Below are 23617 nucleotides of genomic sequence, written 5' to 3' on the forward strand. Positions count from 1 at the left end.
GCAACGCCCACCAAGAAATCGGTGGGCGTTTATGCGATCAAATCTTTATATCAACGAAGTCCGATCACTTCGCCATAGCTCTCTCGAGGATCCGGTAGACTTGGACGGTCGACCACTTGGCACCGTTCCTGGTCACATGACCTTCAGAGTTGAGGGTATCGGCGATTCCTTTCATGGTCTGCCCCTCGCCTTTCATCTTGAGGATTCGGGGGGTAATCAGGGCGTATGCCTTGATTGCGTCGTCCTGCCTCACTTTGCCGCCCTTCCGCTGAGCTTCGGGAGTCATGTTCTCTGGCTTGCCGAGGATTCCCCCTCGAGCCTTGTACGCCGCTAGGGCAGCCTTCGTTCGTTCACTGGTCAATCCCGCCTCTAGTTCCGCAACGGCAGCCATCTGCGTGAGGAAGAACCGTCCCTGGGCTCCCTTGGGGATCGTGGGGAAGTCGCAGAATACGACCTCGGCTCCCGAATCCACCAAGGTCAGCAACAGCCGAGTATTCCTGAACAGACGGTCGAGCTTGGCAAACACAAGGGTCGCCTTCGCTCGCTTGGCATGGGCGAGAGCCTTCGCCAATTCGGGTCGGTCGCCACGCTTGCCCGTCTCGACTTCCTGGTACGACTCCAGGACGACGCAGCCATTGGAAGCCCTATAGGCTTCAACTGCGGCTTGCTGGGCTTCCAGCCCGAGTTTGGAGCGTCCCTGCTTGTCTGTGGAAACTCGATAGTAGGCGATTAAGCGGCAGGCTTGCATGTTTCGACTCCGACAAGGGGCTTGTACACCTCTATTACAGGTCATTTTACACACTGCGAAGGAGCATTCAAGGTCTGTAATCAACAATTCCTCACCTGCCACTATGGCAGACTTTGTCCTGTGACCATTCAGTTTACCTGCGAAAGACGCAGCAACACCCTATGCACCTGGCAAGATGACCAAAGAGCCCCATTGCGAGTCCTGTGACCTTCGCTATTGAGCCTGTCAGCGATTGCCCTTAGTGAAATGCCCTCACCATGCAAGCGAGCGATCGTAGGGCATAGGTGGGCGTAGGCGGCAACCGCATCCTTAGCCTGTATCCGATTGCCCTTCACTCGCCCCTTGGCACGATCATCGTCGGTTAGGTGGCAGCCTACTAGGTGAGAGCCCATGCGTACGCCCCGAGCCTTAGCCCTGGCTATCCCCTCCCTGGTCAGGGACGACACAGCCATCGCCTTACGATCGTGTACCATACCGTGGCACTCAACGCACAACGGCACCGTATGGGTACCCCCGTAAACCCTCGGGATCACGTGGTGGTCATGCTCTGCGGGCAGACCGCACTCGAAACACTGTCTCATAGCCACCTCCTTGCATGTCGTATTATACCATGTAAATGCAACCATGCAATCCCAGCCACCTAGTCACTGGCATTGGGTGGATGCAGTCGACACCGTGACTAAGTCACGCATCGGCAATCGTAGACGTATTAGTGCGTGGACGAGTGGTCGAAAGAGAAGGGGCAGACGTAGCCACAAGAAGAAGTGAATACGAACACGTCGCGACGTGCTAATGCTTGATGCAATGAACGTATCGCGTTTAATTAATATGATGCTGTGTGCATATCTACACCGTTACTGAATTTACACGTGTGGATGGATTGGGCGGTGCGATCTACCCCATATCGTATAAAAAAGTGCCCTCTGACCGCAAGCCTAGGTCAAAAAAGAGCCCTGCGACCATAGATAGAATGTCAGCGCCATTGATGAGAAAGCTTTCTCAGAATAACGAGAGACTGCCCCTGGGGGTCGTGATTCCCGCAGGGGTTTGTCTACTTCTACACGGTCTCCAGCAATCCACCGCTTCCAATCAGGTCAGGGTCGGGCACTACCTCCAGGTCTAGCCTGACCTTGATTACCTCCCGCTCTGTTTGGGCTGCCAAAGCTGGATAGGCGGATAGAGGCACCAGCAACCGTGCCGAAATCACGTTGGTCACTGAACCGAGTTTGGCAGCAGCCGAGGCGATCATGGTTACCTGGTCGGGGTCTAGGATGATTCTCATTCTGTCCTTTCAAAAAGCATAGGAAATAATCATTGCGTCGGCGAAGTCTGGGCTGCACCCAAGTCGTTTCTTGGTCTCATCTTTGGCTTCAAGTCTGACCCGTTCGCCGATGTCATTTTTCAAAGAGAGAGACTGCAACTGATTCCGGAGCAGGGCGAGGTGATCGCGACCGATCCTGAATTGGGTAAGCTTCGGCGGTTCCAGGGCGGGCTTGCCAGGTTCCTCGGCAGGGGGAGCAGGACCCAGGATGCGGTTTGGGTCGAGTCGTCGGGACATCTTGTGAGCGGCGAACGTGCGGAGGTTTGCGAAACGCTTACCGCTCGGTCCAGAACCGCTTTTCGAGCCCACGTACTCCTGACAACCAGCGATCCCGTACCGCAACAGACGGTTCGCAAAGTCGTGACCGAGCCCTCCCTGGTCGAAGGCGATATCGGAGGATCGTACCGCCCACTGCTCCTGTGCTCTGGCGACTTCCGATGCGGCTTGCTCGAAATCCCAGGTCTTCGAATAGCGGATATCCAGGATTCCGTTGTCATCCCTGACCAGGATCACCGAATTATCGCCTCCTTTGCCCCCTGAAAGGTCCACGGCGAGTCGTACGGTGCCGTTGCCAGGTTTCCTGGGGTAATGATCGACCTCACAGAGATCGAGCCAGGTTCGGGGGATGAGGGTCTCTGAGTTAGCGCTCGGAAATTCCCCAAGAACGTGACTTTGCCACCAGGCTGTTCCCTCACCCCACATCGAGCGATTGGTCGAGAGCCAGGACTGGCAAGCCAAGCCTCTCGGAGATTGCCAGAGGTCAATGTCTGGCGATTCGAGCGAGGAAACCTTCAGACTGCCAAAACCTTTTTCTCCCCTTTGAGCCTTGTTCCAGAGGTCAAGAAAAACTCCGTCGCTTCGGAGGGGGTTTCCAATATAGACCTGCTTCTCGGCATTCAGGCTGAACAAGCCCTCGGCAATCTCCGAGGTCAATGCTGATGCCTCGTCGACCAGGACAAGGGTCTTGCCCTTCGAGGAACGATAGCCAGAAATCTTCTCAGTCGAGGTCGTGGCGATCCCAATCCCATACCAGCCGTCAGCGACGTGCAGGAGTTGCGGCGAGGCTTTAGGACCGCAAATCGCCCCACCCAAAGGTATGCGGGAATTCTTGTACGCGGATCGAATGTTTTCCCAAAGAACGCCAGTTAGTTGAGAGAAGACAGGCGAAGTTGAAACCACAACTGAATATGGGCGAGAGTATATATACCACAAAAATAAACTGGATATGAAGTAGCTCTTACCTAGCGCATTGCCACTGCACACTACGGCGACATCGTTGTCGACGACCAGTCGGGACATTTCGACCTGTTTCGACCAAAACGGAGGTCGACCAAGCACTGCGGCATTAAACAAGACTGGATTATCAACGCAGTGGACAGTTAAAAGCTCTCGGACATTCTCTTTCCAGCGATTTGCAGTCCTAGGCGTTGGCTTTTGCCAGCAGTCGGCAATCAATTGGGCGAGGGATTCTGTGGACATAACGGTATGTATGAGTTTTTCGAACCAAACTCATACATACCGTTATGGCAATCGATCTGAAAAGAGTGGAATCGGAAGTCCTCGGCGGTTTGCGGAACGAAATCTGTCGACTCGAAAAGTCTAGGGAAAATCTGTGCTATTACGAGGGAAATTTCGAGGAATACAGGTACCGGCTTCCTCCAGACAGGTACGATGATCACCATTCGATGCGATCGAGCTATATTTTCAACTTTATAGTTCGCCAACTAACCAAAGACCTATACAAGACAAGCCCGACCCGCACAATCCTTGGACACCCTGTTGCAACGGCGTGGCTTGAGAACGTCTATAAAGACCAGGCAATGTTTGCCAAGTGGCAGGCTGCCGATCGCCTAAGTACGGTCGCACAAGTCGCCGCTTTTCAGGTCTCAGGATCACCAAATCCGACGACACCGATCAAAATCCATCTCTGGGATAGCAGTCAGTTTGCGGTGTGGACGGATCCGGATGACCCTTTGAATCCCGCAGCCGTCGCGACGATTGATTCGTATGATTGCCAGCGGAGATACACACTCTGGACGGTCGACGAGGTGCGAACCTATATAACGGACAAGCTGGCACCTGGTCAGACCTCTGGCGGAACAGCGCCTCGCCTCATGAGTACGATACCGAACCCCTATCGGGTCAAAACCGCTCAGAGAGAGACAGGCATAATCCCGTTCTCCTTCGTCCACTGGGACTATCCCAGCGTCAAATTCTGGACAGAGAGCCCTGGATGCCTGCTCGCAGAAATCAACGACAATATAAACACTCGATTGACCCAGCTTGCCGACCAAGTCAGGTATATCGGTGCCCCGATCGGTTATTCGAAGAACACGATTGCTGGATGGTCACCAAAGGCTCCTCATCTGCCCGGCGAATTTATCCAATTGGCAGCGTCAGCGGACACTTTTGACAAGAACGCTCCCCCAGAGATCGGTTTCCTCGAGGCGGATTTGGCATTCGTGAAAGCCGCCTGGGACGACATCGAAAATCTGGTCAACCACACACTCGAGACGATGGGCGTACCTCAGAGCGCGGTCAGGTTTATCGCTTCGGCTGCCCGTAGTGGTGAGTCGATCAAGGCAGAGCAGTTGCCCCTTTTGATGTGGGCACAAAGCCGACAGCCATCCTTCGCCCATTACGAGCGTGACCTCGCCCGTCTGGTTCTCCAGGTCGCGACATCGCACCTTGCAAACCACAAAGTCCCGAATCCCGACCTAGAGACGGCTCTGAGGGAATTCGACCTCAACGTTCGTTGGCAGCCCCTCTTCACAGACGGTGAGTCGAGAAACAGGGAAGACGATTGGGACCTTGCCAACCAACTGACCAGCAGAGTCCAAATCCTGATGAGGCGGTATTCCATGTCGCGGGAAGACGCCCTGGCTCATCTCAAGCAGGTCGAGCAGGACCAACTGGATGAGGCGACCATCCTCGGACCAGAAGCAGCAATCATTACGCCCCCTGTGTCGACCACAGGCGGAGAAGATCAGTCGGAGTCGACTGATTTCGTTGAATCCGAATAAATTAGCTGAAAGGTGACTATGAGTGAAGAACTATTGAAAAGTATGCAGGAGGAAAAGGCAAAGCTTTATGCCGAGACTCAGCGAAGAAAGCGAGCCTCCAAGGAATTAGCGAAGGAAGTTGAAAGCCTCAAGGCTGACCTCGAGAAGGTCAACGCTGAGCATGCCAAGGCGATCAGAGAATTGCACGACCTCAAGTCGGCTCCTCCAGACGAGGCTAAGGTCGAGTTGGAAGCCCTCAAGAGCAAGTTACGGACGCAGGCACATCGCTCCGCATTCGACGAAATCGCCAAGTCACTGAAGGTCAAGCCCGAGGCACTGAACGACTTGTTCAAGTTGTCGGATTACCACGCAGAGGGAGAGGAGCCGGATAGGGCAAAGATCAAGGAATTGATCGAGGCGCAGGTAAAGGAACGCCCCTACGTGGTTGCCGAAGACGAGACACTTGCACCTGTGGCTTTACATCCTGGTCCAGGCTACAGCAGAGGTTCGACGGAGTCTGTGGGTTCCTTGCGTGCAACCGAGGAGCAACTCGGTGACTATCTGTGGATGAGGGATAATCACGCAAAAGTCAGGGAAGCCAGCAAAAATGGCACGCTAAAAATCTTGCAATAGATCATATATATCAGTGCCTGAAAGATTCCAGATAAGTATTGCCGTGAGGCGCAGTCGACCGTGAGGTCACAGTCCTTGGTTACCCAGGAGGGCAAACAAGTCCGACGATAAGAAAGAGTAATTCAATGTAGGTAAAAATTGTGGCAAATAATATAACTGGGCTTTTTGAAACCCTAGTGGCGGCAGCGACCGATGCTGCATCCGCCCTTAAATACAAGTCGGCGATGTTGGATTCGGTCTACACTCAGTTGCATCCAAACTACGCTACCATCGGTAGCACTTTAAACGTCAATGTCCCCAAGGTTGACACCAGCACAGTCTCAAATATTGGCTCTGGTTCGATCTCTCCGTCCTATACCGACCATGACACTTTTCCGATTGTCTTCGACACCAAGCAGTCGACATCGTACGTCATCAAGAGCTTCGACCAGGTGCGTACTCCGTCCGACCTTAGAGAGATGTTCGTTGATGCTCGCCTCGAATCGCTAATTCGTGCGACAAACCTTGACGTTGTGTCCTTGGTCACGACTGGAAATTTCAACGGCTATACCTCGATCACTGGTGGGGCGGACGTCTTTACTAGGACCCACCTGAGCGAGTCCTGGGCGAATCTTGCCGGTGCAGGTGTCCCCGTGGAAGACTTGGAAAACTTGTTCTTCATAACCAACCACGTTCCGTATAGCAATATGCTGAACGATACGTCTTTCTACCAGCAGAGTATTGTCGGCGACAATGCCGCTGAGTCTGTCCAACAGCGTGCGACCATTTTGCCGCAGTTCAACACCCAGTTGAAATACGACCAGCAGTTCCCTGTCACCTCTGGTGCCTACACTGCTTTGCATTTCCACAGGTATGCGATTGCGATGAGGACTGGTGTCGAACCATCCCTCGCGAATTCAGTAATCAAGGAGACCATCGTCTATCCTAAGCCGAATATCCCGGTCAAGATTCAGATGTGGAACGACCCAGATAGTCAGGGTGTGAAGGTCCATATGAGCCTTTGCTACGGCAAAGCCATTATCAGGAAGACTCACGGTTCAATCCTAGTCAGCACCTAATCTCTATTGGGATTCGAGCAGTAAATATACTAAATACCTCCGTGCGTACCACGGAGGTATTTTAGTTTGCAAATCCTACTGACAGGCGGAATTGGCGACATTTTTGCCCTCGAAAGCAACCTCACAGAATCTCAGCGGTCACGTCTATCCAAAATATACTGGGGTTGCCGTTGCTCTCCAGAGATGATCGATCTCTGGTCGTCGCTCCCGAACTATCCCAACCTAGTTGGTCACGAACAAGTTTGGACTGACTTCGCAGAGGTCTTTGCAATCATTCACAAGGGACATGCTGAGAAACTCTCAGGTCGTAAACTCCCGACCGAGGTCGAGGATTGGTCGATCCTGCATAAATTCTGTGACCAGTCGTTTGCCAACACGTTCAATGGGTCGAGTTTCCTGAAAACCAGGTTGGCGAGTATCGACCATCTGCAATTGCCAGAGAAGTACGTATTCGTACAGGCATACACCCCTGTCAATCGTCCCTCACACAGGATGGTCAGAGACTTCCAGCCATTGGATTGGGAAAATCTTCTTAGCCTGCTCAGGAAGCGTGACCTCAAGGGCGTGGTCGTCAATCAAGGGAATGATCCAGTTCCTTCTGACTCTAACTTGGTCGACTTGTCGAATCGGACGACTTTGCGAGAGGCTGTGGAGGTCTTGAAGCGAGCTTCTGGATTCATCGGCATTGATTCCTGCTTCTCGATCCTGGCTTCACAGCTATTTTCGGCTGACAAGTTGGTCATTAGGGCACGGAACGAACATCTCTACACGTACAAACACTGCTACTATGCAAAGCATCGGACGTTTCCGTTTCTTTGCCGAACTATCCCTCCAGTCTGACCGTTTGGGTTTCTAGGGATACTCACCTAAATACATTATGTATTTTCCACGAAACAACGCCCAGGGCTCAGTTAGCCAGGCATATACTCCCAACTCTGGCAGCCTCGTCCTAGTCGATGGGTCGAGTTTCGCTGGCACTTTCCCAATCCGCATCTCGACCTTCCGAGGTCGAACACCGCTTTCCATCCTTTCCTGTTCGGGTCTATCAGGCAACGTCCTGACCATCACTGGAGCGCTCGAGGGAACTGCTGACGTCCCTCTGGTTCCAGGAGACCTCGTCTTCGCCAATTTGACCGCTGGCACGATCTCTGACCTGCAAACGGCAATTGCAGCCGTCCCGACCGGTCCTCAGGGTAATCCCGGTTCGACCGGAAATGCAGGAAGCCAGGGAAACCAGGGCAATCGTGGTCTGACAGGAAACCAGGGTCAGCAGGGAGTGTCCGGAACGAATGGTCTGCAGGGAGTGGTCGGAGCACAAGGTCACGTCGGAAATCAGGGCGTGCAGGGTTTGACGGGCTTTGGAAACCAAGGAAGCCAGGGAAATCCTGGTTCAACCGGTTCGTCCGGAGCTTCCGGAGCGCAGGGCGTGCAAGGAAGTCGCGGCAACCAGGGAACCGTCGGAAACCAGGGACAGCAGGGTAGCGTCGGACAAACTGGTTCGGTCGGTCAGCAGGGCTCGACCGGAGCATCAGGAGCCCAGGGAAATCAAGGGAGTCGTGGCAACCAAGGAACGACAGGTACCGGCTCACAAGGGGCTCCTGGCGTGCAAGGCTCGACTGGTACGTCCGGAAGTCAGGGCAATCAGGGAACCACTGGATCGGGCTCGCAAGGAGCGACCGGAAATGCAGGAAGCCAGGGCAATCAAGGCAACCAGGGTGTCCCTGGATCGGGAAGTCAAGGTGCCCTCGGGCACCAGGGCAATCAAGGTACGGTGGGCAACCAAGGAGCGACAGGTAGCGGCTCACAAGGAGCCCAGGGCAATCAAGGAGCGGTCGGTTCAACGGGGAGCCAGGGCAATCAAGGTGCGAGGGGAAATCAAGGGCTGACCGGTTCGTCTGGAGCTTCCGGAGCAACAGGGGCTCAGGGTTCGACCGGTTCAACTGGGGCGTCGGGCAGTCAAGGTGCGGTCGGGGCACAGGGGGTACGCGGTTACCAGGGAGTATCGGGCAACCAGGGCAACCAAGGGTTGACCGGTGTGACCGGTTCACAGGGCAACACGGGCTCGACTGGAGCGTCCGGAGCACAGGGAGCGATCGGGGCACAAGGTCTGACGGGAAGTGGCTCACAAGGGCAACCCGGCAATCAGGGATCGAAAGGAGACGCAGGTCTTACCGGACCAACGGGGAGCCAAGGAAACCAGGGTGTCGCCGGAAACCAAGGTGTGCCTGGACAGCAAGGCTTCCTCGGAAATCAAGGACTCCTCGGAAACCAGGGCTACCAAGGTTTTGTCGGCAACACGGGCTCGACCGGAGCAACCGGCAGTCAGGGAAATCAGGGTAATCAGGGCTTAACGGGTTCGGGAAATCAGGGGGCAACCGGGAGCCAGGGAAATCAGGGCACGACTGGTGGTCCGCAAGGAACGCAGGGCTCGACCGGAGCATCAGGAGCCCAGGGGAACCAAGGTAACCAGGGACAGACTGGTAGCGGTTCGCAGGGAGTGCAGGGGAGTGGCGGTGCCCAGGGTAATCAGGGAAATCAGGGACAAACTGGATCGGGCTCGCAGGGTAGCCAAGGAAATGCTGGGTCGGCTGGTCCACAAGGTTCGACCGGAGCTACTGGCACGACAGGAGGCACGGGACCGCAAGGTAATCAGGGTTACCAGGGACAAACAGGTACGGGTTCGCAGGGTAGCCAAGGAAATACGGGATCGACTGGTCCTCAAGGACTGGTCTCGACTTCGTCCGCCAACACCTGGTCGGCTAACCAGTCGATCGGTACCGGCTCTGATATAGAAATCTATAACACGGTTGATCAAACAACCAACTACGAACGATTCCGAGCGTATTGGAACAGCAACATCGCAACCATCGCTGCCGAATTCGGCGGAACAGGTACACCGCGTAACTTGGTGATGTCGGCTTCGAACACAGGCGGATCGACCACAGCCATTACGCTCTCGAGGTCGGCGGCACCGTTTGCAAATATCAACGCTTCGACAACATCGTTAACCGGTAGCCTCTATACCTATACAACTGGCTCTCTGACCCCATCTAGCGGTGTCGTCAACGTCGTGGCAGTTGCGCCGACGATTGCCACTTCAAGCACAGGTGGCTATACGTGCTTACTTGTAAACCCGACCGATACCTCGACCGGAACCGGACTTAAAAATCTGGCGGATTTCCAGGTGGGCGGCACGAGCAAGGCGAGGGTAGACAGTACCGGACAAGTAGTAAGCTCCAGTGCAGTCAGTGTTTACAACACGACGGACCAAGTCACCAACTACGAAAGACTTCGTACTTTCTTTTCGTCCAACGTCGCAACGATCAGCACTGAGGTCGGAGGCACCGGGACTGGAAGGAACCTGACGCTGACAGCCGTCAACTCCTCAGGTGGGTCGACCTCGTTGACTTTGAGTCGTTCATCCAATCCATACTTCTCGGTAAGTCCAGGGTCTGGTGGTGCGACTGGGGTCTTGAGCCAATTTACGACCTCGACACAGAATCAAACCTCCGGAGTCGTATCGATCCTGGCGGTCAATCCCCAGTTCTCTCAAACCTCTACGGCTGGCTATACGTGTCTTCTTGTGAATCCGACTGAGACAAGCACAGGCAGTGGTGCGAAGCTCCTTGCGGACTTCCAAGTCGGGTCGACATCCAAAGCGAAGATCGACAACGCTGGGCAAGTTACGGCTGCCGGGTTCGCTTCTACGGTTGCCAGCAAGACCTCCGCATATACGGTCACAACCTCAGACTCGGTTGTCCTCTGCGATGCCACTTCGTCTGCCTTTACGGTCACGCTTCTGTCAGCCTCGACGGTCTCGACCGGACGACGATTCACGATCAAGAAGGTCGATTCCTCGGGGAATGCAATCACGATCGCGACGACCTCGAGTCAAACTATCGACGGAGCATCGACCAAGTCACTTTCGAGCCAATGGTCGGCATTGACCGTTGTCAGCGACGGCTCCAACTGGCAGGTTGAGAACCTCGGGACGGCAGGGAGCCAGGGAGCACAGGGTTCTGCTGGTCCGCAGGGTTTCCAGGGAGCCAGCGGTACGGGGTCACAGGGACCGCAGGGAATCGGTGTCAATCATCCCTTTACGACCGACACAGACGGATCGACCGTGACGTTCGATATGAGTACCTCCACAGTCCACAGCGTCACGCTTGGTGGCAACCGTACGCTGGCTGTGTCCAACGTGACCAGCGGTCAGACGTTCTTGGTGATCTTGAAGCAGGACGGAACAGGGAGCAGGACCGTGACCTGGTTCTCTGGGATCACGTGGGCGAACGGAACCGCTCCGACACTGACGACGACTGCGAACAAGCAAGACGTCTTTAGCTTCTTGCAGATCGGGACAAACACTTACCTTGGATTCGTAGTGGGGCAAAACTTCTAATGGCAATTTCACTTGTACAATTATCGCCAGCGGGTTCGTCGACAAGCACGTCAGCCTCTTGCACCTTCTCGATGGGTACGACCGTAGGAAACTGGATCGTCGTGGTCGTTGGTGCAGGAGACGTGGCGAGTGCTCCTAGTGGCTACTCGACAGCAGTCGCGAACAACGTAAACATCACAAACAGTGAAACTGTTTCAATCTTCTATTCCCAACCAGGAACCAGCGTCACAACAGTAACCTCAACGATCGCCAGCAGTGCAAAGTGGGTAATCTGGGCAGCCGAATATTCGGGTATAGCCTCAACACCTTTGGATTCAACGTCGAAAGCAACGAATGCCACGACGGGACCTATACGACCTTCTTGGTCGGATTTCCTCCTGGTCGCAGGATTCTGTACCCAGAATGCCGCCCAGATTGCCCCTTTCGGTCCCGCAACTGGTGACTTTAGCCTCCAGGACTCAGCAGCCATCGGGAAATTCTTCGGTGGTTGCTATTGTGATCGAATCGTGACCAGCCAGACGACCAGGAACGTTTACAACTGTTCCTGCCCACCAGGAAACTCTGGAGCCCTCGCTACCTTTGTCGCCAGTGGAGCGACCCTCCTTCCAGATAGTTCGCAAACGGGAATTATGCTGGCAAGCCTCTAAATAGGATTATGGCACTACCCGTTTTCACATACCCGAAAAACTCAGCCAGGACTAAGCTCTCAGCCCCGAGGTCACCTGGCGATTTGACCCTCACCGTATCGAATGCATCTGCCTTCGGAAGCCCATCTGAATCCTCGCCCATTAGGGTCGTCGTGCGAGGGGCAAGTACATACACAATTCTAAAGGTCACAGGCATTTCTGGTCACCTGATGACGGTTGCTGGGACGATGGAGGATTCCGTCGACCTAGCCTATCCAGCAGGGGCGTACGTCGAGTGTGACCAAACCGCTGGTCACCTGTCGGACGCTTACGACCAGATATTGAACCTCGCCAGCTTGGCGGTTACCCAAGCGGCAGCGACCGTATTCAACGCTGATGGAAGCATCACAGAGACGTACGCCGATTCTGGCTTGGTGGTCACAACCTCGTTCGGCTCAGACGGGTCGATCACAGAGGCTTACGGTTCTCCGCTGAATGTGACCAAAACAACACGATTTAACGCTGATGGAAGCATCACTGAGACCACGGTCTAAGGAGGACAAATGTTTGGACAATCCTTGTGGGGAGCCTCTCCCTTTGGCGTTGATGAATCCTTGCCAGTCGTGGTGCCAGCCATTTCAGCCAAGGTCACCAGCGGCGACGTTGATCCCTTCTGGACGGTTGTCATCGACTCCGACCAGGACGCTGTTTGGTTCGGCGGAGCCTTTAACTCTGCACCTTTCAACGGGACGCTTTACAACGGGCTCTCGGGAGGGGGAACCGACACGGATCTTGTGATCGTGGGAACGGTCACAGGAGGATCGCCTGACCCTTCTAGGACGGTAGTCTCTGACGGTCCTCCTCCCGACGTGGACGTAGGAGCCTTCAGCCTAAGCTTCAATTCGGCTTTTAGACGAAGTAACTCTATATAGACGTATGCCGAATATCGAAACCATTACCCAGGGCTGCGACCGATCCTGGAACTTGGAACTCAAAGACAATCAGGGAAATTCCGTCACGAGCTTTACCGACCAGGACGTCCTGGTGGCAACAGTTTGGGAAGGAAAAGGGCAAACATCCCTGCTAAATCCGACCGCTGACTGGATCTTGCCAAGCTCAGGGACGCTGACCCTGTCGATCTCGGCGGAACAATCAGCCACACTATCTCCGCAGCGATACTACCTCGACGTAAGAGCCGAGACGTCAGACGGACGCACGATCGACCTCTGGGACGCCTACCTCGAGGTCACTGCGTCGGCGGGAATCGACGAACCTCCGAGTACCTATGCCACGCTGAAAGACGCTCTGGTCTACGCTCCCTGGCTCTCCAACGAACTATCCGACCAAAACCTCTCCGACTTCGCCGACCATTTCCACGCAGCCAGGACTTGGCTCGAGGGAATCATCCAGTCCAAGTGGCGGGTTTCGGGAGCCTTCGGAATCACGGTCTTCGGCAATGTCGCTTCGTCCTATCCGCCTATGGACACAGGCGGGGAGAACAAATACATCCAGGACATCCTCGACGCTAACCAATTGATGCTCCGACCTCGAGTAATCGAGATGACAGCCAAACGAGCTATCGGGACGATTTGCCAGAGCCAAATCTCTCCCAACTCTGGAGACAGCAACTATCAGAGGCTTGCAGCGAGATTTCTGGCAGAGGCAGATTCCCTCGTTGTTTCCTATACCGCAGAATTCGACCTAAACGCAGACGGTTACAGTGACTTCAACATCCCGTGCGGTGTTTCTTCAATCAGATAAGGAGCCAGAGTGGACGACCACCTAAGACTTAAAGAGTTGCGAGCATGTATACGCGGTCGACTGGATCGGCAACAGAACGACATCATCGATGACGATCATTACTGGTTCCTTCTGACGGTCGAGAGCAGCTACGACCTCGTGAACGACGTGAAGACTCTGGAAACCTGGAACAAGCAACTGAAATCCTATGCCAGTGCTTGGAAATCGAAGAAGAAGGAGCCAAATGCAAAAGGCTGAAATGGGAAAGGGACTCGAGATGATGCTCAAATCCCTAAAGAAGGGCACGGGCAACCTGAGTGTCCTCGCCAAGCCTATTGGTCAGATTCTGCTTGACGACAACAGGAACAACCTCGGGACAGACTGGCACGGGAATACCCTCGCTCCTCTTGCCGAGTCGACGTTGAAACGCCGAGAAGGTAACGGTCCTCCGTTGGCACCAAGAGGGACCGACAGCCGAATCGTGACCAACGCCTTTATCGATGCGACCCGAACCACCAGCGGATTAGTGGTCGAGCTTGGCTGGAAAGGCATTCCTTGGCTGCGATTTCATACGAGTGGAACAAAATGGATGCCACAGCGTGACATCACAGGGGTTCGACCTCAGACGATGGATAAAATTACTGACCTCGTCCAGAATTACTACGCTGACCTCGTAAGCGTAAATCAGATGTTCAAACAATAACTAGGTTATGACCAAGAAACTCCCCTTAGATGACTCCAACGAAACCAAGTTCTATTGTGACTTAGTCACTAAGCTCAAAACCGATTCCAATCTATCCCGCGTGATCAAGAAGTGGTGCGTATATTCTGGGGACAACTCCGAAATCGCAGAACCCACCAGTAGCGACCTGCCATACCTCCGAATCGCACCTTCTTCCGACTATGCTGAGACGACAACCGAAACCAGAAGTCAAGCTCCGATGACTTTGGATGTCGGGCTGATCGTTGAAGGTACTAGGGCAGGGGACATCCTAAACCTGTGGAACGCGGTTCGAAAAGCAATCTTCCCTGGTGACCAGTCGATGCAGGCTCTCTTGAATAAGTATTCTGCCGCAGCCCTCACTCTTCACCAGCCTGCCTATGGCGTCGGAACGATAGGGAAGAACGCATCACAGATGCTGGTTGCGTCTGGTTCGCTCTCTGTCAAGTTCACAGTTGGAACCATGCTCTAAGAATCGATTGCCGCTCGCATACATACCTCTAAACCCTAAGCTTAGAGGTACGCCTTGCGAGAGATTTTAAAATTATGGACGGAGAGCACATGGGGCAGCTTCGCTTGGTCGTCCGGAAGCCCCGTCAAAAACAGTGACTATATTGTGGTCGAGTTGAACCAGTCGAACGCCTTCACCATGCGACCAAAAACCATACAGAAGATGATCCGAACCGCTAACGCGGGCAACAGGGTCAACAAGGTCTATTCGTCACAGGTTGACCTAACAGGCAATCTTCAGACTTTCCTCTATCCAGAACAGACTTCCTTCCTGGTTGGACTCGGAACTACCTTGTCTGGAAGCAGACCCGACCTAGGCTCTGTGACCGCCGACCATTATATCCAGATGGATTCTGGAACTATCGCATACCGACGTTACCTGGGATGCAAGGTCACTCAACTCCAGTTGACTAGCTCCGCCGATGATACCCCAGTCAAGGCTCAGCTTCAGCTTGTTGCCAAGTCTCCTGCGACGATTGGAGGCGGAGATTTTCCTGTGCCTGCCCAATCGGAGTTTCCGCAGGGCAATCCCTACCTATTCACCGACACCGCTGGAGGATTGACTCTTGGGAGCAGCCGTACCAATTTCAGCAGTTGGGACCTATCGATCAAGAATATAATTGATGCCTCGCGATTCGAGAACCAATACATCGGGATCGCCAAGTGGTGCGGAAGAGATATCACTTGGACCAACAAGCTTCTATACGGATCAACCACAGACAGAACAAATTACGAGGCGACCACAGCCACGACTTGCTCGATGGAACTCAATAACACTGTCAATACTTGTACATTCACCTTGGAAAATGCGAACTACCTGACCGACGTCGATGACGATTTGTCGATGGATAAGAACTTCGCCCAGACCCTCAGTTGGGTGAACGTGTTTGACGAATCCGTGCCTGGGGATTTCAGCTTCGCCACAACCTAAGGAGGGCTCTTGCCAGCAGCAGTCGACCAAAAGGTTCGGATTATCCTCGAGTCCCAGGGCGAGCAGTTTTTAGATGTCTTGAAAGGTCGTCTCGACCTCGTCAACGGATCAATCGATGCTTTAAACGACTCCTTTACCCAGGGGATAGTCCCCCTCACGAACTACCGGAAGGACGTCGGTAGCCTGGCACGAGAGCAGGACAATCTGACCAAGGAACTTGCAGCAGCTCAGCGACAGTTGGACGCAAACAAGGTATCCACCGACGCCGTCGACCATGCGATGGAGGAACTTGCCGCAAGCTCTGGTCGTGCGTCTTCGTCATTTGAGCGAACCGGCTCTGCGGCTGCCGCAACGACCTCGAAAATGAGCCCGTTGTCCCAACGAATCCAGGCTGGAACCTACGCCTTTCAGGATTTTACCAGCGCTTCCGGTGACCTCGGACAAAAGCTCAACGCCATCACCAACAATATTCCTGGGCTCCTGGCGGGCTTCGGGAATTTTGGGTATGCGGTGTCGCTGATCATTACTGGAGCAGTTGCCTTGTATAAGAATTGGCGAGCGATTGCCACGCTGTGGGAAGACAGACACGCTGTCAAGACCGCCAACGATCTTAAGGGTCTCGAGGATCAACTCGACCGCACCAAAGACAAGATTCAAGAGCTTGAAAAAGCGACCAAGGACTCCAACGGCGAAATGAGCATGACCGTTGAGGAGCAAGCCAAGTACAACGACCTCAAGGCGGAGCAGGTTCGACTGGAGAAAGAGGTCTCAGCCGAAAAGAAACGGCAACACGAGATAGATGAGCTTCTCCAGAGCCGGTCGAAGGAAGATCGGGAACGAGGGCAGGCATTCGAGGATGCGGCTGCCGGACGTGGTGCCCGACTCCGATCGGATGTCCAAAAGGCTCTTGTCACTCGGGCTGGATACGACGTGAAGCGTGAGGAAGATCGGATGGGTACCCGTGTCGTCCAATACGGGCAACGTGCCGACGTCACTCACGACCAGTATCTTGCCTTTGCCCAGACGGAGCGTGCCAAGTTCGACGAATTCAAGAAGAACATGCTCGACCCTGCCCTCTGGCAGAAGGCGACCGACGACCTCCTGGTCAAGCTGAAGGCGGGCGACAAGAACGCCAACGCCAGGCTGACGAAGTTGATGGATGCTGGCACCGGGGTCTTGATCGGCGGCAACGGATTCCGCAAGGCGTGGGAAGATCAACAGCCCGAGGCAGTGAAAGCCCGTAAGGAGGCTGAGGAGAAGGCTAAGGTCGATGACCGTCAAGCTAAGGCTGCTGCGAGGGACGCCAACAAGCAGAACAAGAAGGAATCGGCAGCCGACATCAAAGCATATAACGCCATGGTGGACCAATGGAACAAAGAAGACGGTGACGCTATCGTCGCCAGGAAGAACCAGGCAAAGGCTGATGCAAAGACCTCGAAGGGTGTAAGCAAAGCGAGAGAGAAGGAAATCAAGGAAGGTGCCACCAAGCTGGAGAAGCAGAGCGGCAAGAACTACGGTCTCATTTACGAAAACGAGATCGCCCAGAATGAGGCAGATACGGCACAAGGTGCCCCTGTGGTCACATCCTTCGCCCAGGAGCGACAGATGCGAGAGACGGGGCAGAAGTATGCCTTGCCTCCCGAGATTCTGAAGAACCGTATCAAGAAGGCAATGACAAATGACTTCTTCCAGCGTGGTGGGTCAGCTGCGGCAGCCCAGAAGGCTACCGAAAACATAACGGGCAAGGCAGAGAGCGACCTTGAGGCACGTCGGAACAACGTCGCCAACAAGGGAATGAATGCTCAGGGCAGGATTCTGAACGTGGCGATGGACCTTGCTGAGGACGTAGCCAAGCTGGAGAAGCAGCAGAACATGATCATGCAGGGCGTAGCTCAATTAGAGAACAGCCAGAAGCAGAAGAAGAGAAGCAACTTGAGGCGAGGTCGGTAATTGGCAAACACCGTGGTCACAATCGATGGGGAAGTGGTTTCGACCGACACGATCGAGATTCTGCCGCTTGAGCTTAACAAGCAATATGGCGGGATCGATACTTTCACGTTCGTCGTCCGTGGAACGAACGGACCGCTGCCGAAACCCGATCCTTACCTGTGGAAAACCGTCACGGTCACGATCAACTCGACTCTGTATTTCAGCGGCGACATCGTTTCCGCCCATCCCCAATTCGGTGACCTCGGATATTCTTACACGTATCAATGCTTGGGGCTCAGGAATCGTGGCGATTTTATGCCCCACACAGACAGCAACAGCCTTACAGACGTCTCCTGGTACAACGTCGACCCTACTCAAGACCCTGTGAACTATATTCCTTCCAGGGCAGGGCGGAACCTTGGGGCAATCATCGCCGACGTTCTGACGATGCCTACCAACGCAGCCAACTTGACCGCTTGGGGACTTGGTGCCTACGTCTCCTTGTCTCCTCCGACGCTTCCGTTTTCCACCTTGTTCGACCTCTCGCAACTGACGGTCATTCCTCCGTATCCAGTTTGCGTCCAAGGGGAGAAGCTTCTTGCCGCAATCGAGACGGTCCTCACGCAGACCTATCCGACGTGGATTTTGAACGTCGAACCCAGTGGGGAACTCAGGTTCCGTAACACGCGGGCTTTCGAGTCGGTCACGCTGACCTTGGATTCCGACCTGATCGACCCTTCAGAAATCGCCAGGGAGACGGCTGAGAGCTTCTCTCGAGTCGTGGTGAGGGGACAACCCCAGATCGAGCCGAAGCTTGTCAGTCTCCAGTCAGGAAATCTGGTCGAGGACTTTGCATGGGGTCCGTATACGACCTCCAACGCCGCGAAGACAGCCTGGCAAATTTCCGACTTCACCCAGCCAGGAGACGGAGTCGACTCTGGCACTTGTACGTGCCCTGGGACACTGTCGGTGATCGTGACGTCGAATTCGCCGACGACCTTCTGGGACGGCGACTTCTGGGACCAGACCTCGAACGGTCGCCAAGGAGTCATCCAATTGGCTTACTCCGCTGGGGCAGGTCTGACGCAGTACGTGTCCCGAAGGATCGTCAGCAACTCGCCACTCGCACCAGGCGGGAACTCGACCCTCAATCTTGATTACCCCTTGCCGCTTACCTCGTACAACTCTTACGTGATTTACGGGCAAGCCTCGCCAGCCAATCAGGTCTGGAGGAAATACAAGGTCGCCAACGAGGCTGATGGGACAGCAATGCAAAATGCGTTTATGTACCCAGTCCCGTTTGTGACTAGTACCTCGTCAGCCACCTTGGTTTCGAGCCCTACGGCTGCCATCAGCTATTCGGTGTCTGGCTCTCCGCCCTACACGCAGGAACCGATCAACTTCACCCAGGACCCCGAGACGGGCACGATCCTCTTCTATAAGCCCACGTGCCTCGTGTTTGGCGGAGGAGCCACGATCACACCTGCCAGTGACCTTCAAGTCCTGCTGGCTGTGGCGACGGGCAGTCTGACGGCTGTTGCTCCGCCAAACGACGGATCGGGTGATCCAACTTACGAGGGGACGTTCTTCACAGACGAGTGCGGAAGCTCTGCCTCTCGTGCCAAAACCCTGACGGTCATGGTGGATGAGTGGAAGGACCCTGCGAACTTCGCCAACATGGTCAACTATGCCCAGGCTCTTCTCGATTCTGTCAAGGATACGGTCTGCAGTGGGAGCATCGTTTACCACGGACTCTATGAGCCTGGGCTTTCGTTTGGTCTGGGAATCTGCCTCGACGGAAATGGCTTTACGACAGGCTGGGAATCCTTCTCCTCGGACGAAGACTTTCCAGGACTTCCCGTACGGTCGGCAACGCTCCATTGGGAGACCTCTGGGGGTTCACAGCATACGACGACCCTCGAGTGTCATAACCATTGGGCACAGTTCTCGCCAACGCTCTTCTTGAGACCTTCGAGGCAATACGTCGAGCTTGGCGGAGAGAGCATGGTCGCCGGTGTGCCGGTGACGCCGCTGACGGGACAGAACCTTTCATTCAGGGGTGCACCTGACCTCGAAAGCTTCGGGTCGGACAACTCGACGCTGGGGAGCGATATGGATAACTTGACGTCGGACCAGGGGAACTTGACGCCAGACATGGGGAACTTGCTTCCCGACTTAGGAGGGCTCGATGGCTGAGACTGAAAGTCGCGACCAGGAGATTGCGAGACAAATTGACCTGCTGCTCAGGCAGATTGCCGAGTTGCAGAGGCGAGCGACCAAACTAGAGAACCAGGTGCAGGCACTAAGTGGATGAACGATAAAACACGTCTATACATTGAATCGAAGCTGCGACAGGCAAGTCTCCAGGTGGGAACTTTGCAACGTCGGTTCTCCCGACTTGACGACATGCAACAGACGCTCTCTGTGGTCGGGGGAGGGGAGACAACCTTGCCCTGCACCTTCACAGGCGTGTTGACGGGTTGCGGTCTTGCGTACCCTGGTCTGTCGGTGGTTGTTACGAGCAACGTCGACGGGACGGAAATCTGGTCGGGCACGACAAACAACGTCGGGCAATATTTTGGTAGTGGGCAGGTGCCTGCCAACTTGGTGACCTCGGTCACGATCTCGGCTACGGTTCCCGACTGGGCAGCCGATCGGTACGACTCTCCGACCAGGACTTGGACAGCGTCGCTCCAGCCGGGCGACTACGACCCGTTTGATGGTGTCGGCGGCAATTTCTTGCCGACCCACAATATTGCTGCCGACAACGACCGCTACCTCTGTGGTGGCGGGACATACTACCCAATATCGAATCACGTATTGATGGGCGATACCCTTTATGGCGCGGTCGAGATCATTTATGGTCCCGACAACGTCGGCTCGCCAAGTTGGAACTACGTCCGGACGGCTGCCGAAACAGGCACTCTCCAACTTCAGTACTACTGGAATATGGCTGGGCTCTCGATCTACGATCCCCACCTTACGGAAGACGGGTTTGGGGCTACCTACCTTTACTCGATGGCTCCGGTGACCAGGACGACCGACGAACATCTGCCTGACAATCCGATTCGGCAGGTGTTCGACATCCCGACGAATGCCCGGCAGTTCGATCACACGACGCACGAGCAAACGCTTTTCGATGTGTTTTATGGCGGTCATGGGGCAACGATCACGTTTACTGAGCTTGATCCGGTGTGACTAGGGAATTTCCGAAGTCGAAATCCTAACCTCATGCGGTTGGTCGAGCTTAGCCGCCAAAACTGTCAGCGAGTTCTTTGCGTTTACGGCGTTCAAATTAGGACCTGAACGCAAAGACACTACATCAAAATTCGACCTCAATCCCTTATCCCACAAATGAAGCTCAATATAAGGAATAATCATTCCATTCGAATGCCTTACAAGTGTATTTTTATTGACGAACTTGGGTCCTCGAAGCATAATGCGAATCAATCGCCATTCCTTCTCTTCTTGGTAAACCTCGTTCTTGAAACATGCAGCATATGTTAAAAATTTCATGTAGAACATCTTAAAAACATCGACGTATTCACTTGGCAGATTGACTATAATGTAAACTCCATCTTTCTGCTTGTCGTGCCTGACCTCCATCACCGGATGTTTTACGTGTTTTTTTGCATCCAATGGGCATGATTTCCCAATTTCCGTCACGGCTTCGTCAAAGTGTTTCAGAAGTGATTCGATGATCGTCAGTTGTTCTTCTTTTTTGTAAATCACCTTTGCCAATTCATACGGTCTTTTTTCGGGTAACACATGGAAAGGGAGATTGGGTTTTAGCCCAATGTTATATCCTCCGCTACTCCCATACCCACGCCACTGACTCAACAAATCGTCTTCTTCGCAGAACGAGGACAGAAAAAGGTCGAAGCAGTTGAACGCAAATTCGGGCAAATCTGCATACGACTCAAGTATCGCTTTGGCTGTTTTGTTTTCAATGAATGAAGGACGCTTGAGCTTGGCTTGCAAAATCGAATGGCTGTAGTACCATTCGCTTGAATCGTTCAGGTATCGAAAATTGGTTGCCCAAATGTTCCGATTTTTCACTATGCCAAGAAGACCTTCGGCTGAAGTATAGTGATGTAAAGGTTTCTCTGGACAAACATTGGTTCCAACCTTTTTTGATGTTTCAAGCTCGTTTAGCCTTTCGACAAACCTTTGGTTTACCTGCTCGATGGAGAGTACAGTTTTTTTCGCCACTGGATCCTCTGTGTATTGATTAAACAGTAGATCTGACCTGCGACATCGACCAAGGAATTCTATCGAATCGCCGGGTCGATGTCGTCGCCATTTGAATGACTTCGCTCATTCTGGGCTCACCGGTCCCTCCTCAAAGAACTCGCCGACCTTGACGTTTAGGTCGACATTCGCCTCGTGATCCTGCACGAACCAGCGTTCCGTCCCGTCCTTGAAGAAGACTTTCACAAACATTTGAAACTGGACTTTGAAGCACTTTCCACGCTTGTCGGAGACCTTCGGGAACAATTCGATCCTCTCGACCAGGCGAGCGATCCTCGACCGGATCTGAAGCCGCAAGTCTTTGGAAGCGTCTTCCTCCGTCGTCTTGCCCAGGAGGTCGGCGAGCGTCCGAAGCTCACCCACAGCGTCGACGTCGGCGTTGCTCGCCTGACTCTTGAGAGCGTCCAACTCGGAAGCTAGGGCTTTCTTCTCCCGATCCAGGTCGGACACAAGGTCAAGGAAGGGGAGGATATCTGCTGCTGGCAAGTCCTTGATCCGACCTTTGATCACCCGTTCCTTGTGCTCTGCTTCGGCGAGCTTGCCTGTGACCAGTGCGATTCGGTCGAAGACACCGGTCGTGTCTTTGGAGAAGTCCGAAGGCTTTAGTTCGCTAACGAATTTCAGGAACGCCGTTTCCATCGTCTCGTACTTGATCCGAGACCCATCTGACCCAGCCATGCCCGAAATATGCCCCTGGCTCATCCAGTTGCGGTAGTGATATGTTTTGTTTTTGTATTTCACGCTGCCGGTATATGCGTACATTGGGTGCAGATCGAACCCGTTGAACACCAGACCAGAGAACAAGTTGACTTCTTCCTGGACGGGAGCCCGACCTGGTCGTTGCTTTGCCCCCTCCTGGACTCTGAAGAATTGCTCCCTCTCGATGACGGCGGGGTAGTACCCTTCGACCGGGTCTCCATCAGGTACTTGACGTCCGTCTATCACCTTGTTCGGTTGGTACTCGCCGATCACCTTCCTCGTTTTCAAGATGTTGTTCACGCCGCTGGTGGTCCAATGGGAAGCAAAGCGAGGCTTCTCCCAGGGTTCGTTGTTCAGCTTTTTGACGATGGCGACCATCCCGTAACCGCCCTCCCGAAGTCGGAAGATTTCCCTGACCACGGCTACGCGGTCGGGAATTGGCACGTAGCGGTTTTCAACTTTGTTGAAATCGAGCCACCAAGGTCGAAGCTTGCCCTTGGACTTTCCTCCCGCCGTACCTTCCCTGGCAGCGATCCGTCGTTGCTCCCACTTGGCAGTGATGCGTGCGGACTTGGTGGCGGATTCCTCGTTCGCCCTGGACATGATGATGATGGGCTCGAGGATCCCCGACAGGTCGTTGATCGAGTCTCGGGAGTGCCTCCGTTCGGGCTCAAGCGTGACGATATCGACCCCGGATTGGATGATCCGTAGGAACAGTTGGAGTGCCTCACTGATCTGGTCACGAGAGAGACGGTCGAGGGATTCGATGATTAGGATCGAGCCCTTTGCGATCCGACCTGATTCGGCTGCGGCGAGGAATTCGGCGAGGGCTCCGAATTTGCTGTTCTTGCTCCGGAAGCCGGATACGCCGAGGTCGCTCAGACGTAATCCTTCGTCGAGGGACAGACCGTTTCGCTCGCAGTACTCACGGGTCTTTGCGAGTTGGCGACGAACACCGTCACCTTGAATCTGTCGGGAACTTGACAATCTCACGTAGCTATAGGCTGTCGGCATGGTCGAAGTCTCCTTTCCAACGACCATAGGTACTT

18 protein-coding genes are annotated in these 23617 nt (G+C 54.2%); 13 read left to right on the forward strand and 5 right to left on the reverse strand.

Going from position 1 to position 23617, the window contains the following annotated elements; all coding sequences use genetic code 11:
• Window positions 1-64: 64 nt before the first annotated feature.
• The 3 genes from ACYOEI_RS06700 to ACYOEI_RS06710 form a co-directional block, all read right to left on the reverse strand.
• Window positions 65-748 (reverse strand): recombinase family protein, encoded by a 684-nt coding sequence (locus tag ACYOEI_RS06700; RefSeq protein WP_462848591.1) that lies wholly within the window; start codon window positions 746-748, stop codon window positions 65-67.
• Window positions 749-876: 128 nt separating this feature from the next.
• Window positions 877-1374: an HNH endonuclease gene (locus tag ACYOEI_RS06705; protein WP_462848592.1), complete on the reverse strand. Its 498-nt coding sequence runs from the start codon at window positions 1372-1374 to the stop codon at window positions 877-879.
• Between the two features lie 665 nt (window positions 1375-2039).
• Complete coding sequence (locus tag ACYOEI_RS06710) at window positions 2040-3368, reverse strand: hypothetical protein (protein ID WP_462848593.1); 1329 nt, start codon at window positions 3366-3368, stop codon at window positions 2040-2042.
• Window positions 3369-3754: 386 nt separating this feature from the next.
• Here ACYOEI_RS06710 and ACYOEI_RS06715 point away from each other — a divergent pair, with 386 nt between their 5' ends.
• The 13 genes from ACYOEI_RS06715 (at window position 3755) to ACYOEI_RS06775 (ending at window position 20816) form a co-directional block, all read left to right on the forward strand.
• The gene (locus ACYOEI_RS06715; protein ID WP_462848594.1) at window positions 3755-5092 is read left to right on the forward strand and encodes a hypothetical protein; all 1338 of its coding nucleotides are present in this window, start codon (window positions 3755-3757) and stop codon (window positions 5090-5092) included.
• Window positions 5093-5110: 18 nt separating this feature from the next.
• The gene (locus tag ACYOEI_RS06720; RefSeq protein ID WP_462848595.1) at window positions 5111-5704 is read left to right on the forward strand and encodes a hypothetical protein; all 594 of its coding nucleotides are present in this window, start codon (window positions 5111-5113) and stop codon (window positions 5702-5704) included.
• A gap of 140 nt (window positions 5705-5844) precedes the next feature.
• On the forward strand, window positions 5845-6762 hold the full coding sequence (locus ACYOEI_RS06725; protein WP_462848596.1) for a hypothetical protein: 918 nt from the start codon (window positions 5845-5847) through the stop codon (window positions 6760-6762).
• Between the two features lie 3583 nt (window positions 6763-10345).
• Window positions 10346-11161, forward strand: coding sequence for a hypothetical protein (locus tag ACYOEI_RS06730; RefSeq protein WP_462848597.1), 816 nt, complete (start codon window positions 10346-10348; stop codon window positions 11159-11161).
• A gap of 1189 nt (window positions 11162-12350) precedes the next feature.
• Window positions 12351-12719 carry a hypothetical protein gene (locus ACYOEI_RS06735; protein WP_462848599.1) on the forward strand — a complete coding sequence of 123 codons (369 nt, stop codon included), beginning with the start codon at window positions 12351-12353 and terminating at the stop codon, window positions 12717-12719.
• Window positions 12720-12771: 52 nt separating this feature from the next.
• Window positions 12772-13548 (forward strand): hypothetical protein, encoded by a 777-nt coding sequence (locus ACYOEI_RS06740; RefSeq protein ID WP_462848600.1) that lies wholly within the window; start codon window positions 12772-12774, stop codon window positions 13546-13548.
• A 9-nt stretch (window positions 13549-13557) separates the two neighbouring features.
• Entirely contained in the window at window positions 13558-13785 is a 228-nt protein-coding gene (locus tag ACYOEI_RS06745; RefSeq protein WP_462848602.1) for a hypothetical protein, read from the forward strand.
• Window positions 13772-14230 carry a hypothetical protein gene (locus ACYOEI_RS06750; RefSeq protein ID WP_462848603.1) on the forward strand — a complete coding sequence of 153 codons (459 nt, stop codon included), beginning with the start codon at window positions 13772-13774 and terminating at the stop codon, window positions 14228-14230. The genes ACYOEI_RS06745 and ACYOEI_RS06750 overlap by 14 nt, the downstream gene beginning before the upstream one ends.
• 7 nt (window positions 14231-14237) lie before the next feature.
• Window positions 14238-14720, forward strand: a complete 483-nt coding sequence (locus ACYOEI_RS06755; RefSeq protein WP_462848604.1) for a hypothetical protein — start codon at window positions 14238-14240, stop codon at window positions 14718-14720.
• 54 nt (window positions 14721-14774) lie between these two features.
• Window positions 14775-15689 (forward strand): phage tail tube protein, encoded by a 915-nt coding sequence (locus tag ACYOEI_RS06760; protein WP_462848605.1) that lies wholly within the window; start codon window positions 14775-14777, stop codon window positions 15687-15689.
• A gap of 9 nt (window positions 15690-15698) precedes the next feature.
• The gene (locus ACYOEI_RS06765) at window positions 15699-17639 is read left to right on the forward strand and encodes a hypothetical protein (protein WP_462848606.1); all 1941 of its coding nucleotides are present in this window, start codon (window positions 15699-15701) and stop codon (window positions 17637-17639) included.
• A complete protein-coding gene (locus tag ACYOEI_RS06770; protein ID WP_462848607.1) occupies window positions 17640-19814 on the forward strand; it encodes a hypothetical protein in 2175 nt (724 codons plus the stop codon).
• Window positions 19815-20024: 210 nt separating this feature from the next.
• Complete coding sequence (locus ACYOEI_RS06775; RefSeq protein WP_462848608.1) at window positions 20025-20816, forward strand: hypothetical protein; 792 nt, start codon at window positions 20025-20027, stop codon at window positions 20814-20816.
• On the opposite strand, the gene ACYOEI_RS06780 is transcribed toward ACYOEI_RS06775, so the two are convergent.
• Complete coding sequence (locus ACYOEI_RS06780; protein WP_462848609.1) at window positions 20817-21830, reverse strand: DUF2971 domain-containing protein; 1014 nt, start codon at window positions 21828-21830, stop codon at window positions 20817-20819.
• A 105-nt stretch (window positions 21831-21935) separates the two neighbouring features.
• Complete coding sequence (locus ACYOEI_RS06785) at window positions 21936-23582, reverse strand: recombinase family protein (protein ID WP_462848610.1); 1647 nt, start codon at window positions 23580-23582, stop codon at window positions 21936-21938.
• Window positions 23583-23617: the final 35 nt, after the last annotated feature.

Source organism: Singulisphaera rosea, from assembly GCF_054877945.1.

Coding starts and splice junctions, on each gene's coding strand:
- ACYOEI_RS06705 (WP_462848592.1), bottom strand. CDS start 1,374: ATGGTTGCATTTACATGGTATAATACGACATGCAAGGAGGTGGCTATG.
- ACYOEI_RS06735 (WP_462848599.1), top strand. CDS start 12,351: ATGTTTGGACAATCCTTGTGGGGAGCCTCTCCCTTTGGCGTTGATGAA.
- ACYOEI_RS06755 (WP_462848604.1), top strand. CDS start 14,238: ATGACCAAGAAACTCCCCTTAGATGACTCCAACGAAACCAAGTTCTAT.
- ACYOEI_RS06715 (WP_462848594.1), top strand. CDS start 3,755: ATGCGATCGAGCTATATTTTCAACTTTATAGTTCGCCAACTAACCAAA.
- ACYOEI_RS06785 (WP_462848610.1), bottom strand. CDS start 23,582: ATGCCGACAGCCTATAGCTACGTGAGATTGTCAAGTTCCCGACAGATT.
- ACYOEI_RS06710 (WP_462848593.1), bottom strand. CDS start 3,368: ATGTCCCGACTGGTCGTCGACAACGATGTCGCCGTAGTGTGCAGTGGC.
- ACYOEI_RS06750 (WP_462848603.1), top strand. CDS start 13,772: ATGCAAAAGGCTGAAATGGGAAAGGGACTCGAGATGATGCTCAAATCC.
- ACYOEI_RS06775 (WP_462848608.1), top strand. CDS start 20,025: ATGCAACAGACGCTCTCTGTGGTCGGGGGAGGGGAGACAACCTTGCCC.
- ACYOEI_RS06720 (WP_462848595.1), top strand. CDS start 5,111: ATGAGTGAAGAACTATTGAAAAGTATGCAGGAGGAAAAGGCAAAGCTT.
- ACYOEI_RS06700 (WP_462848591.1), bottom strand. CDS start 748: ATGCAAGCCTGCCGCTTAATCGCCTACTATCGAGTTTCCACAGACAAG.